Annotated in this window: 9 protein-coding genes; all 9 read right to left on the bottom strand. The window is 55.5% G+C overall.

All coding sequences use genetic code 11. From position 1 onward, the window contains the following. Window positions 1-165: 165 nt before the first annotated feature. The 9 genes from ACFWUL_RS03570 to ACFWUL_RS03530 all read right to left on the bottom strand — a co-directional run bounded on the left by ACFWUL_RS03570 (window position 166) and on the right by ACFWUL_RS03530 (window position 13,205). On the bottom strand, window positions 166-1,656 hold the full coding sequence (locus ACFWUL_RS03570) for an IS1182 family transposase (protein ID WP_416176785.1): 1,491 nt from the start codon (window positions 1,654-1,656) through the stop codon (window positions 166-168). A 967-nt stretch (window positions 1,657-2,623) separates the two neighbouring features. Next, window positions 2,624-3,964, bottom strand: coding sequence for an AMP-binding protein (locus ACFWUL_RS03565; protein WP_416177823.1), 1,341 nt, complete (start codon window positions 3,962-3,964; stop codon window positions 2,624-2,626). Then, complete coding sequence (locus tag ACFWUL_RS03560; protein ID WP_416177822.1) at window positions 3,961-5,175, bottom strand: thiolase family protein; 1,215 nt, start codon at window positions 5,173-5,175, stop codon at window positions 3,961-3,963. Before ACFWUL_RS03560 ends, ACFWUL_RS03565 begins: the two co-directional genes overlap by 4 nt. Then, on the bottom strand, window positions 5,172-5,609 hold the full coding sequence (locus tag ACFWUL_RS03555) for a hypothetical protein (RefSeq protein ID WP_416177821.1): 438 nt from the start codon (window positions 5,607-5,609) through the stop codon (window positions 5,172-5,174). The genes ACFWUL_RS03560 and ACFWUL_RS03555 overlap by 4 nt, the downstream gene beginning before the upstream one ends. A 1,012-nt stretch (window positions 5,610-6,621) precedes the next feature. Then, window positions 6,622-7,158 carry a biotin transporter BioY gene (locus ACFWUL_RS03550; protein ID WP_416177820.1) on the bottom strand — a complete coding sequence of 179 codons (537 nt, stop codon included), beginning with the start codon at window positions 7,156-7,158 and terminating at the stop codon, window positions 6,622-6,624. Window positions 7,159-8,162: 1,004 nt separating this feature from the next. Next, window positions 8,163-9,458, bottom strand: coding sequence for a glutathionylspermidine synthase family protein (locus ACFWUL_RS03545; RefSeq protein WP_297020620.1), 1,296 nt, complete (start codon window positions 9,456-9,458; stop codon window positions 8,163-8,165). Beyond that, complete coding sequence (locus ACFWUL_RS03540) at window positions 9,458-9,979, bottom strand: hypothetical protein (RefSeq protein WP_416177819.1); 522 nt, start codon at window positions 9,977-9,979, stop codon at window positions 9,458-9,460. Before ACFWUL_RS03540 ends, ACFWUL_RS03545 begins: the two co-directional genes overlap by 1 nt. 1,250 nt (window positions 9,980-11,229) lie before the next feature. Further along, entirely contained in the window at window positions 11,230-11,562 is a 333-nt protein-coding gene (locus ACFWUL_RS03535) for a nucleotidyltransferase domain-containing protein (RefSeq protein WP_416177818.1), read from the bottom strand. Between the two features lie 149 nt (window positions 11,563-11,711). Next, entirely contained in the window at window positions 11,712-13,205 is a 1,494-nt protein-coding gene (locus tag ACFWUL_RS03530; protein WP_416176748.1) for an ISLre2 family transposase, read from the bottom strand. Between the last annotated feature and the right edge of the window lie 25 nt (window positions 13,206-13,230).

Here is a 13,230-nt window from a genome sequence, read left to right as displayed (position 1 = left end):
TGAAATTGACTCAGCACGAGGCCCCTTCCTCGGGAGAGGCCGCTGAAGAACCCCCCTCAAAAATAATTTGGGAACCAACTGATTAGCAATGTGACAACATTTTCGGACAAGTGTTACCCCAAAATATGGGATAAAAAAAGAAAAAAGGGGATTCCCCCCCTTTTTTCACTTTTCTTTTTGGGCTATGAGAGTCATTATTCTTTTCATATTCGCTACAAACATGGCTGTAGCTCCTTGCAACGACATGGCAATAAGACGGGTGGATTCCGCTTTGTTCAATCCATACCGGTATTTAAGTTCACTATTTTTTGCTTCAATCTTGTACCGATGGTTCATCAGTTCTTTAAACTCATCTGACTCTTGGAATGCTTGTTGTTTTTGATTCAGCTCGGAAGGAATCACAACGGTATACACACGAGATTTCGTTCCGGGTTTATGGCATTTCCCATCGAGTGGACATCCAACGCATCCTGAAGCATCGAAACGGTAGGAACGTCTGCGGCTATCGTTATTTTTGGAAGCACTTTCTGTCCCTTTTTCAGACATTCGGCCACGAGGGCAGATAAACCGCCTTGCGTCCTTGTTGTACGTGAATCCATCACGCTCCTGATTCAACATAGCTGCAGAGATAACCGGATTTAATTTGCCAACCAGTTTGATGCCTTCCGCATCTGTAAACTCAAGGTTTTGCTTGCTTGCGTAAGCCATATCCCCAATAACAGAGTGTATGCTCAACCCGTTATTTTGGGCTTTTTTAACGAGTAACGGCAGTTGCCCACCGTCATTAATATGACCTGCGGTAAAAACCGCTGCAATAATGATTCTATTAAGGGTTAAGAGGTAATGATCTTTATATCCATAAAACGGGTTATATGCGGATTTGTATCCAATGCTGGCATCGGGATCCATCGGCGTTAAATATGTATGTTCTTCAGTTTCAGGCTGCTCAGCTTCAGCCAGAACTTCCGCCAGTAAATTCAGGTTTTCATGCACTTTAGCCTGGAATTTTAAAGACTCATCATTTTTGATTATGTCAATCAACTGGTAACAATACTGAATCAGTGCATCCAGCCCTTTTTTATCTGCCTTAGCCGGAAAGCGCTTTTTCCACTTTTCTGCATCCCCACTGTTGTAAACGCTTCGACGAACATTTCTGGCAAGCTCGGCAATGATCATTTCCGGAGTTTTCTGATTGTGTCTGGCGCCGATGTGCATGGAGTCGATAATAGTGTCAACTTCATCCTTTATAATGCCATTGGCTTTAGCGATATTGACAGACTCATTTAGAAGCAGGTCCAGGATATTGACATCCTTTAAGCGCTGCGTCCTAAACTTGGAGAGTGTGGATGGATGAATTACTTCGTCTTCCGGGCGATAGCCAAGAAACATTTTGAAGGACATGTCATACTTGCTTCTTTCAACAACATCGACATCAGAGAGGTGATACATGGCTTTCAGGATCAGATATTTGAAAAGAAGCACAGGAGAAATAGCTCCGGCGCCATTGTCAGGGCAGTACTTATCTTTAAGCTCATCATAAATTTTTGAAAAGTCACAAAGCTCCAGCATCTGGCGAAGGGGATGATCCTTTGGAACAACTACATAATAAATCCCTTCAAAGAGAGAAAGCTGCGTCTGGGTGTATTGGTATAACATAAGCATTACCTCTGATGAATCTAATTGATAATTTACATACTTACATTATACCATAATACGATGAATTATTCGATAAATACTGAGTATTTTCGTTCTCATTTACTGGCGGTTATTGGCTCTGCTGCAGGTAGAGAGCTCTCTGAGAAAAATAAGAGCGAATATCCATTTGGACTTTTTCAGTGGCCTCTCCTCGGGAAGGGGCTGCCCACCGGGCTGGGGTTAGCTGTAGGAAACTGATGGGAACTGGCCCAAAAGGGCCTGGTCCGCCTTCCTAGCCGCTAGTTGCTAGCAGCTAGAAGCCCCCACCCGTTCGCATGATCCCCAGCCACCGGTCCCCCGGCCCGCAGGGCCTGTCCAGCTCAAGGCTGAAGGCTGAAGGCTCAATGCCCCCATCCGTTCACACGCCGCTTACCCACACAAGCGCCGCAGGCGGACTTTAACCTCCCCCATCTATGGGGGAGGTGGCGCCGAAGGCGACGGAGGGGGCTCTCGCTAAAGTCGCTCCTACCGTTCTCTGCTTATCCCCCCAGCCGCTTCGCGGCCACCCACCCACCGCAAGCGGTCCCCCCTCCCTCTAAAGAGGGAGGGCTGGTGGGTGTTCCATAAGGCGGCGCTTCCAAAATCTGTGTGCCGCCACCTTTGCGGCGAAGCCGCGGGCCGTCAGCGCCGCAGGCGGACCAGCTTTCCTGGCCGCTAGCAGCTAAAAGCTAGAAGCCCCCGCCCGTTCGTACGCTAACTTACACACCGATTCCCCAGCCCGCAGGGCCCGATCCGCTCAAGGCTCAATGCCCCACACGGTCACACGCCCTTCATCCACAGGACACCTGCGGCAGAGCCGCTGGATATAAATTCCGCGCCGCCCTGTAATTTTGATGCGGCGCACCACCACTCCTCACTCCTAACTCCTCACTTCTAACTTTCCGGACCTCCGGTCCTATCTCCCTCGATCTTACACTCCTTTCCAGCCTCACACTCTCCCAGCCAGTTCAGCCAGCCTTCTCCTATCCGTCTTCCCGGTCGACGTCCTCGGTATGGCCTCCACCGTGATAAACCTCGACGGGATCTCCCAGGGCGACAGCTTTTCAGAGAGCGAATGCACCAGTTCCGCCGGCTCCCTGGGGCTCCCCACGAGGAACGCCGTCATCCGGTCGTCCCCGTTGTCCAGCTTTTCCGCCAGGATTTCCGCTTCCTCCACCCCCTCTTCCATGAGGAGGTGGGCCAGCACCTTCTGTTTCGACACGTGGTTTCCTTTGATATGGTACACGTCTTCCCGCCGTCCCAGGAAGTGGAGGTCCCCCTCCCCATCGATCTTTCCCAAATCGTGGCAGGTGAAGGGCCGGGAAATGCCTTCCACCCCGTAGGGAGTGTCCACCAGGATTTCTCCGTCCCTGATGGTGACCCCGATGCCCGGGAACGGGCGGCCCACGTCGTCCGGCTTTGCGAGGATGTCCTTCCCTTCGATATAGGACACGTAGGACAGTTCCGACGCCCCGTAATACAGGATCACCCGGGCCTTCGGGAAACGGTCCATGAGCCGGTGGTACAGGGAAGCCGTCATGAGCTGGGACCCCGTCAAGATATACTTGAGCCCCTCCGCGGTTCCTTTGCTCCTGGAAAGGGGCGAAAGTTTCGAAGGGATCATGTACACATGGGTCACCGCTTCCTCCGAAATCCTCCGCATCCATGTCCTCGGCAGGAGACGCCGGGACAGGTGGATGGAGGCACCGGCAGAGAGAAATCCCATGACCATGTTCAGGTTCCCCGTGAAGGCCAGAGACCCCTGCACGAAGAGGCGGGAATCCTTCCCCACCTCGAAGATTTCATTCTGGAGGGGAAAGAAATCGGTCCAGCTTTCGTCCCGCCGGAAGAGCACCTTCGGAAGGCCGCTGCTGCCGGAGGTGAGGACGCCGAAGTCCCCCGCTCCGCCCCCATGGTTTCCCGGGTGCCGGACATAGAAATCCCCGTCCTTCTGTAAAGACAGGGCCGGAATGTCCCTGTCCGAAAGGAAAAGGTCAATAGGCCGCTTTGCCAGGAGCTCCGAAAGATCCTTCTCCTTCAGGTATTCATGGAACAGCACCGGCCTTGCCCCCGCCATTTCCGCTCCCAGGAAGAAGAGGAGCTGGTCCTTCGGGTTATCCCCGTAGAAGGCGGCCACCTTTCCCTTCACCCCCTGGGCGTCCAGGAAATGGGCCCACCGCCGGGCTTCCCTAAGGGCTTCCCCATAGGAAAGGGCGCTGTCATCGTCCCGGTAAAAGGGACGGTCTCCCCCGGCCGCACCGTATTGGATGAGATATTCATAGAGTTTCATCGTACCGCCTCCGGTATAAAGGGAAAGGGTACGGAAATCGTCTTTTCTCCCTTTCCTGCCCAATCTTTGGGATCCACCCGGCCGATAAGGATGGCCTCCGCCACCGCTCCTGCCGCGGGGATAGCCGTCACGCCGAGGTTGCCCCCTTCGGTTTCCAGGATTTTCATGAGGTGGATCATGATTTCTGCGCCGCTGGCACCGTAGGGGTGCCCGTAGGCGAGGGCCCCGCCCCACCGGTTGAGGCGGTCCGCCACTTCCGGATGGTTTTTCCGGAAATGGGCGCTGATGACGGCGAAGGCTTCGTTGTACTCGAAATCATAAATATCTCCATAGGAAAGGTTCTTCTCTTCCAGCAGTGCCGACACCGCCTCATCCGCCGAAAGCGGCGGCACCAGGGGATCACTGGCATAAAGCTTAAGGCCCCTGATTTCCGCCGACGGCGTGAGATCATGGGCCCGGAGCCACTTTTCCGAAGCCACCACAACAAAAGCGGCGCCATCGTTGATGGTGCATGTATTGGCGGCAGTAAGGATGCCCTCCGGAAAATCGGTGACCCTGGGTGCCCGGGCGAGGAGCTTTTCACTCATCCGTTTCCGGATAGCCTCGTCCCGGGTGCTGCCGAAAAGGGGAAGGATCACATCGGAAAGGAGACCTTTCTCCTGTACCTCCCTCGCCCGCTGCTGGCTCAAGAGAGCCGCTTCGTCCGCCTCGTCCCGGGAGATGGCCGCCTTCTTCGCCGCCCGTTCCGCGCCAAGGAGCATGGCATCGTCGCTGTATTCCCCGGGAATGAACTGGGCGGCAGTAAACTCCGGATTCCTGAGCTGGCTTCGTTCATCGTTTTCCGGGTAAATCCGCCTTGGCTGGAGGGACGCGCTCTCTGCGCCTCCCGCAAACACCACATCCCATTCCCCCGTCATGACGCCAAGGGCCGCCATGTGGATGGCCGCCAGCCCCGACGCACACTGGAGGTCAAGGGTAAGAGCGGGCACAGAGTCCGGCAGTCCCCCTTCCAGGGCGAGGAGCCTTCCTATATTACCTCCAGGACCCACCGCATTTCCGCAGAGAAGGGCATCGGGCCCTTGGATTTCGTATTTCCGGCAGAGCTCCTTCACAATGGACCCGCCCAGAAGTTCAGGACGGACTTTCTTGAAAATGCCATACCGCACACCGATATGGCTGCGAAGACCGCCCAGTAAAAAGACCCGGTTCATAGTGCCTCCCATACAAAACACAACACATCCGTCATTCCGGACACCGTCTTCCCCTCACTCCGGAGGGACACCGCCTCCCCACTCCGCACGGGGTAGTGGAAACGGATCCGGAAATCCTGCTTTCCCTCCAGCCCTTCCATCGCCTCGGCGATCTGGAATCCGCTCACGATGGGATTTTCGGTCCGATGGATTTCATTGTGGTCCCCCACGGAAGCGCTGTACTGCCGCACCTCGTCGGCGGAAAAGGTATGCCAGTACGCACCGCCCTCCGCCTTCCGTCCGCCTCCCGCAAAGCCGGCCGCCGGGAAAAGCATGAGGTCCATCCGCTCCCCGGAGGGGGAAACGGCAGACACCCGCACAATCCGCCGCCCCGACGCAGACACCCGGTAGGGCCCGGATCCCCCGGAGCCTTTCCGATATTTCAGCTCCCCCATCACCATCCCCTGTCAGGAAGACCGCCAGAGGGAACAGAGGGATTTTATGATTGCATGCATGTGAATCTCCTTATGTACAAATGAGCGCAGGGTCGAGATTGAGGCCGAGATCGAGTGGACCAGCGGCTCCGCCGCCATACCTTCTGCCTCCAACCGTCCATCGTCATCTCGAGCGGTGGTAGTATTCTAAATAACTCTGCATTTAAGAATCGCTACAGCTACGATGAGTCGAGAGATCTCCCTGGTAAATGACTATGACGGGGTTTTCAAAGAGAATTGAGATTTGAGTGAAGAGATTTGAGGTCCAGCGGCTCCGCCGCGGGTGTCGCATGGCCAGCCGCCGTCCGAACAGGCGGGGGCTTCTAGCTGCTAGCCTTTAGCTGTTAGAAAAGCTGGCCGGGCCCTTCGGGCCAGAACCATTCCGCGGCTCCGCCGCTATTGGAACCCTAAAGACTCTGCACAAATAACGTGCTATTGTCTCTGCAGTAGGCTCTCTTCCCAGAAGAGAGCTGCCCACCGGGCTGAGAGATGGTGATGGAAACTGATGGGCCCGGCCCGCAGGGCCTATTCACCAAGCCACTAGCCACCAGCTACTAGCTACTGATTCGCCGCAGGCTGACTTTAACCTCCCCCATCTATGGGGGAGGTGCCCGGAGGGCGGAGAGGGCTCTCGCTAAAGTCGCTCCTACCGTTTCCTGCCAATCCCACCAGCCGCTTGCGCGGCCACCCACCCACCGCAAGCGGTCCCCCCTCCCTCTAAAGAGGGAGGGTTGGTGGGTGTTTCATAAGGCGGCGCTTTCAAAATCTGTGCGCCGCCACCTTTGCGGCGAAGCCGCGGACCGTCAGCGCCGCAGGCTGGTCAGCCTTCCTAGCCGCTAACAGCTAGCAGCTAAAAGCCCCCATATGGTCGCACGTCGCTTAGTCACATAGCCCCCGCCCGTTCGCACGCCGCCCAGCCATCCGGCGACAAAAAAGCGGAAAGCCACCGCTCTCCGCCTTTATCTTATACTGATCAATATTCCCCGACCAGCTTCTTGTGGTACTTATTCACCAGGAACGAAGCCAGCACCATTTTTGCGAAATCCCCGGGGAGGAAGGGGAACATACACATCACCAGGGACGCCCAGATACCGGTGCCCGTGAGGAACATGAACCATGCCAGACCCATGATGTAGCAGATCGCCGTGCCGCAGACCGTGGCGATAAACATATTCTTAAAGGAATACCCCAGCTTCTCCACCACCAGGCCCACAAGGAAAGCCATGGGAGCAAAGCCCACGATAAATCCGCCTCCCGGACCTGCCAGTACGGAAATACCGCCCCGCATCATGGAGAACACCGGCACCCCTGCCATACCGAGAAGCAGGTAAATGGCAATGGCCAGGAATCCATACCGCTTCCCAAGGAAGCCCCCCGCCATGAGCACCGCAAAGGTCCCCAGCGTAATGGGCACCGGCTGGATGGGAATGGTGATCTGCGAGCAAACCGCCGTCACCGCAGCAAACAGGGCACAGAGCACCTGCATACGTATAGAAGAATTCTGGTTCATAATGACCCCCTCCTGTTGTTTATGGATACATTATAAAATCGGAGGGGTTATTTGTCAACTGTTTATTTGTGAAGGTTAACATAGAGGTGACAGATGGATAAGCAGCGTGCGAACGGACGGGGGCTTCTAGCTGCTAGCTGTTAGCTTCTAGGAAAGCCGGTCGGGCCCTTCGGACCAGAACCGTTCCGCGGCTCCGCCGCAAAGGTGGCGGAGCAAGTGAGATCGAGGTCGAGACCGAGATCGAGGGCATTTGCAATTTCGTTGCCATTCCAATCGACACTACCCATACCCCGGTCGGCCGGGCCCTGAAAGGAAGGCGCTTTGGTGTGCAGTAAAAGCGCCAACTTGGGCCCGGCTCAGCAGTCCTCTGCAGGACTGCTGCATCTCGAGCGGTGGCAGCATGCTAAATAACTCTGCATCTAAGAATCGCTACAGCTTCGATGAGTCGAGAGATCTCCCTCGTAAATGACTATGACGGGGTTTTCAAAGAAAATTGAGATTTGAGTGAAGAGAATTGAGGCCCCGCGGCTTCGCCGCTGTTGGAATCCTAATGACTCCACCCCAAAACGTGCTACTGACACTACAGCAGGCTCTCTTCCCAGAAGAGAGCTGCCCACCGGGCTGAGAGATGGTGATGGAAACGGCCCGCAGGGCCTGTTCAACTAGCCACCAGCTACTGATTCGCCCCAGGCGGACTTTAACCTCCCCCATCTATGGGGGAGGTGGCGCCGAAGGCGACGGAGGGGGCTCTCGCTAAAGTCGCTCCTACCATTTCCTGCCAATCCCACCAGCCGCTTGCGCGGCCACCCACCCACCGCAAGCGGTCCCCCCTCCCTCTAAAGAGGGAGGGCTGGTGGGTGTTCCATAAGGCGGCGCTTCCCCAATTTGCACGCCGCCACCTTTGCGGCGAAGCCGCGGACCGTCAGCGCCGCAGGCCGACCAGCTTTCCTAGCCGCTAACAGCTAGTAGCTAGAAGCCCCCACACGTTCACACGCCCCTCGACCTCATTCCACCACCGGGATCCAGTACGCCTCGTTTCCTGCGATCTCTTCTTCGCTGAACCGGGCGTACAATGCCGACGGTTTATCTCCCAGCATGAAGCAGGACAGGGTCACGTAGCCCTGGAGGATGCCCACGTCCGTCTTGGTGACGATGGACTGCTGGTCTATGTACCGCTGCACCAGGGAGGACTCGCTGTCCCTCCGCACGATTTCATCGTCCTCTGCCACCTGTTTCCGGTGGATCACATGGCCCATGCCGTCGATGATGTCGATGCCCTTTCCTTCCCGGCCCCAGATGGGTTTCCGGATCCACTTCGAATCCTCCGGCATGTCCCCCAGCCGGAAGTCCCTCTGGAAGTAGCATTCCGGGATATATTTCCGGATGGTCTCCTTTTCCCGGCTGCTGAAGAAGGAGGCGTCCGCCTCCATGAGGGCGTAAAGGAGGGCCTGGAATCCCTTGGACTGCATGATAATGGACTCCGGCGGGTTCATCATGGCGTACCGGTCATGGATGTAGCCCTCCATCATGAGCTCGCCAAGAGACGACCCGTCCTGGTCCGCCGTCTCTTCGATGAGGATTTCCATGGGGTGCATGCGGTAGAGGAAGGACACGGTCCGCCCGTCGGGCAGCGCCACGTTGCCGTCTTCCATGACGGCGAGGTTATAGAAAGTATCGAAGAGGATATGTTCCCGCACGTCCTCCGGCACCGCCTCCTTCATGGCGTTCATGAGAAACAGGGTGGTGCCGTAGTCTTCGATGTAGTCGTGGAAACAGGAGAAAAGGATGGGATGCTCCGCCAGTTCTGCCGCCGACAGGTTCCCGCAACACCGGAGGTACACGTCCAGCAGGAAACTCCGGAGTTCGTTCATGCCGAAGGCGTTGGGATTTCTCTTGTCGAAATACTTCGCCGCCACCCCGTTGGCGTAGTACGCCTCGATTTCCGCGCAGGGCGTGTCCGCATTGATCTCCACCATGTGGAGGGCGCCCTTCCTGTCGATGACGAAATCAAACCTCGAAAGCCACGTGGGCAGGTCCTTCATGGGATTCCCGTGGTGCAGGTACTTCCGGAGCTTCTCCGGGATTTCCATGAGGTCCAGGAAATGGTCGTCCATGTCCTTCACCCGGGCCGTGGCTTTGGCAAAAATGCGGTACAGGTCGGAGCTCGCCTGCCGGATTTCCTCCACCTGCCGCCGGTCCATGACCAGGGGCAGGTGGGTGGGATACCGGAAGGGATACCCCGGATACTCTACGTAGGGGAAAATATTCCGGTCCAGTTCATCCATAAATGTCTTTTCCATCAGGACGCACCTCCCCTGGCGCCGGCGCCGCCAAATCCCGTCTTTCCGCCCGCCGGGGCGGTGACGGTGGTCTTCCCGGAGGACTTCCCGGACTGGTAGGTGCTGCCATTGGTGTTGCCGTAGTTCGGATTCTTCTTCTGCTCCGTATAGGCAGGCCGGTCGTTCAGCACGCTCCCCGTATTTCGGTCATAGTGGCCGGAATAGCCGTTGATGCCGTGGAAAAGGAAATAGCTCATCATGAGCATGGGAAGGAGGCTGGACATGCCGGACACGTACTGGAGATTGTCGTTGTCGTCCCGCCTGAAGGTGACCTCGTCGCCATTCTCATACTTCGCGGTTTCCGTGCCGTCGTCGTTTTTGATAAGCTCATACTTCCGGCCGTTCTCGTCGGTAAGCACGTCTTCCTGCTGGTCCTTCCGGTCCTTCTGCTGCTCCTGCCCGCAGCCCGCCATCATCACAGCGGCCCCGCTGACAGCCATAAAAGCCGCAAGAATAGCGGCGGTTTTAGCACTACGATACATGGGATAGGTACCTCCTGAGGAAAATACAGAGTTGAGACTTGAGAGTTGAGAGTTGAGGTCCCGCGGCTCCGCCGCAGGTGTCATGTGGCTGGGTTACCTGTGAACGTGCGGGGGCTTCTAGCTGCTAGCTGTTAGCTTCTAGGAAAGCTGGTCCGCCTGCGGCGCTTCGATCGCTCCCCGTCCGCGGCTCTCGCCGCAAAGGTGGCGGCGCACAAATAGAGAAGCGCCGCCTTATGAATGGACCCATCAGCGGTTCCACCGCCATACCTTCTGTCTCCAACCGTCCATCGTCATCTCGAGCGGTGGTAAGCGGAGTAGTGACACTACAAGAAAGAATAGCTACAGCTTCGATGAGTCGAGAGATCTCCCTGGTAAATGACTATGACGGGGTTTTCAAAGACAGAGTTGAGGTAAGAGAGTTGAGAATTGAGGTCCCGCGGCTTCGCCGCTGTTGGAATCCTAATGACTCCACCCCAAAAACGTGCTACTGACACTACAGTAGGCTCTCTTCCCTGAAGAGAGCTGCCCACCGGGCTGAGAGATGGTGATGGAAACGGCCCGCAGGGCCCATCAGAATCCCTCTGTCTGCTTCGCAGACATCCCCCTTTGGAAAAGGGGGACTACCTGACTGCGGCTCCGCCGCAGATGGAATCCTAATGGCTCTGCACAAATGACGTGCAGTTGCCACTGCAGCAGGCTCTCTTCCCAGAAGAGAGCTGCCCACCGGGCTGAGAGATGGTGATGGAAATGGCCCGCAGGGCCCATCAGAATCCCTCTGTCTGCTTCGCAGACATCCCCCTTTGGAAAAGGGGGACTGTTGACAGCGGCGACGCCGCAAATGCACCCCCATCCCCGCTTCGCGGGACTTCCCCCGAAGGGGGAAGCAAGTCCTAAGCCTGCGGCGCAACCAGCAGCTAACCTCCGTCGCCCGGCCGGGGCTGCCCACGGGGCTGGGGTTAGCTGTAGGAAACTGATGGGAACTGGCCCAAAGGGCCTGGCCAGCCTTCCTGGCCGCTAGCAGCTAAAAGCCCCCACCCGTTCGCACGCCCCTCAGCCACATACAGACCGGCCCGCAGGGCCTGTTCACCTGGCCACCAGCTACTAGCCACTAGCTACTGATCTGCTCAATGCCCCACCCGCTCGCACGCAAGCGCCCCCATACGTCACCTGGCCGCCAATTCAATATTCGATAAAAAAGTGCCGCCCATAATGGTAAGCGGCACTACGAATTGCCCAAGGAATATGTATTATCATGCAACGATATTCACCCCTTCATCCCGGATATTTCTGTAATAGGGAAGAATATCTTTGTATTCTTCATATTCAGCGTAAGGAATAACCGTAGGAGAAATCATGATTCCATACTCCAGCTCCAGGTCATCACACAAATCCCAGACTTTTTTCAGCTGCTGCTGGAGGCTGTAGCGCTCCCCTTTGACAATAGCCACAAGATCCACATCGGACTCAGAATCATAGTCCCCCCGGGCATAGGAGCCATACAGAATAACCGCTACCAGACGTTCACCAAAGACCTGCCTGTACGCCTTAGCCACATCCCCGGTAATTTTCTTCAACCTATCCATTATCCCGGCTTCTTTCCATGAAATCTTTTCTTCATTGTACTATAACCGGAAATCTCAATCAAATAAGATCAAGATAGGGGTATGTGTCAAGGTTTTCTCGGTACTTTATTTGACAGTCGATGTTATCAGGTTTCCCAGCCTCTGCTTTCTCAATAAATCTGTATCGCTTTAGCAAGCTGGCCCATCGGAGTTGAAGTCGCTCCGTATACGCCTATACGGCCTTCCAGGCACCCGGGACGGTAATTCCGTGCGTTCCTGTGCCATTTAGCGTCCCTGGCGGCTTTGCGGTTCGTTTTTACGGCTGCTACGACCGCCTTATGCATCTGCCGGTCCATCTTCTTGTAGGCTTTGCCTGCAGCACAGTAAATCAGGGCTTTTTCCAAAGTGTCATTCTGGGTAGCAGTAATCAGCGTGCCTATTGAATCCATACCTATCCTGCACCAGCTGCGCCCCTGCTTTTTCAGACGGTAGCTATAGCGTCGGTGGTCGCTTTCAGCTGCCCCCAGGTGGATATCGGTTCGGATTCCGCGCTCCCGGATGCCCGGGATATAGTCGGCGTTGCGGCTCAGATAGTCTGCCAGTCTCCGTACCTGCTCGGCCTGTTCTTCTGTTTCTGCGTAGCTGGCAGCCGTATCCAGATATGGCTTCATATCTGTGATGACATTTCTGCTCTTATTCAGTTCAAGCACGAATTTATCGATGAATCCACGTGGGCAGAAGCTGAGGCGGGTCCGCACTTTCTCATTCACATGGTATCTGTCCCGGAAATGGTAATGTGTCTTGCATCCCTCGACAATATTGTCGAAGTCATCGAAATTATATCCTGCTCCGCCATCCCCGTTGGAAAGTACTGTAATCTCGCTCAGATTGTACCGGCCATGCACCCACACCTTGACGAGTTCAAACAGCCTTTTCCTATCCGTTCCAGAGAAGCAGTGGTACCCTGTCAGTCTCGAACGTTTTCCATTCTTCTCGACGCCCTCATAGACCTGGATTCGGTGAAGTTCTATGTTCTGGCCGCCTTTGGTATCGGTGACGGGGTCCGCCTGCTGCTTCATTACAATCCCATCGCCCTCAATAGCCAGCAGCCCGTCCTCCGGTACTCTCTTCTCGGCCTGCTCCATGGCTGCATCTGCTGCTTCGTATTTTCTAACCATTTGGGCGGCAGTGCGGCTGAGATTTGAAACTGTCTGATGTGAAATATCCGTCTGGGTCAGAGTTTTCACGATATGGCTCACATTACGGAACTGGGTAACCTGGGCAGCCTGGGCAATGCGCAGAATCACTCCCATGCTATAGTGACGGGAAGGCAGAAATCCAAATTTCTTATCTAATGGGTAAAATCCCTGCTTTCCGGCCATCTCCAGCCGCCTCCGCTTGTAGGTGACAGGACCAAACAGGCAGTATATGGTTCTGGAATCCCGCCGGGAAATCCGCCACCCCTGAGGCTTGTAGACCCTCTCATACAGCTCCCCATCGATCATTTCGAAGGCCGTCGCCACAAGAAGGCCAAAGAGTTCCGTGAAGAGGTGCCAGAGAACCTGCTCCATGGCCAGTGAATCCTTGGAGTCCTTGATACTCTTGAGAATTTCCTCCTGAATAAAAGGTTTGAAAAGTTCGATATTCTCTGATAAAATGCTCATTGGGAAGAGTCCTTTCTTTTGATTT

The sequence above is a fragment of the Dialister sp. genome, assembly GCF_047832375.1.
Taxonomy (GTDB): domain Bacteria; phylum Bacillota; class Negativicutes; order Veillonellales; family Dialisteraceae; genus Dialister.
The sequence above is the reverse complement of the archived record's forward strand: the minus strand, read 5'-3'. Positions and strand labels throughout refer to the sequence as shown.

Bases quoted from the DNA above. Each gene is read 5' to 3' on its own strand.
- ACFWUL_RS03570 (WP_416176785.1), bottom strand. From the start codon at position 1,656: ATGTTATACCAATACACCCAGACGCAGCTTTCTCTCTTTGAAGGGATT.
- ACFWUL_RS03565 (WP_416177823.1), bottom strand. From the start codon at position 3,964: ATGAAACTCTATGAATATCTCATCCAATACGGTGCGGCCGGGGGAGAC.
- ACFWUL_RS03560 (WP_416177822.1), bottom strand. From the start codon at position 5,175: ATGAACCGGGTCTTTTTACTGGGCGGTCTTCGCAGCCATATCGGTGTG.
- ACFWUL_RS03555 (WP_416177821.1), bottom strand. From the start codon at position 5,609: ATGGGGGAGCTGAAATATCGGAAAGGCTCCGGGGGATCCGGGCCCTAC.
- ACFWUL_RS03550 (WP_416177820.1), bottom strand. From the start codon at position 7,158: ATGAACCAGAATTCTTCTATACGTATGCAGGTGCTCTGTGCCCTGTTT.
- ACFWUL_RS03545 (WP_297020620.1), bottom strand. From the start codon at position 9,458: ATGGAAAAGACATTTATGGATGAACTGGACCGGAATATTTTCCCCTAC.
- ACFWUL_RS03540 (WP_416177819.1), bottom strand. From the start codon at position 9,979: ATGTATCGTAGTGCTAAAACCGCCGCTATTCTTGCGGCTTTTATGGCT.
- ACFWUL_RS03535 (WP_416177818.1), bottom strand. From the start codon at position 11,562: ATGGATAGGTTGAAGAAAATTACCGGGGATGTGGCTAAGGCGTACAGG.
- ACFWUL_RS03530 (WP_416176748.1), bottom strand. From the start codon at position 13,205: ATGAGCATTTTATCAGAGAATATCGAACTTTTCAAACCTTTTATTCAG.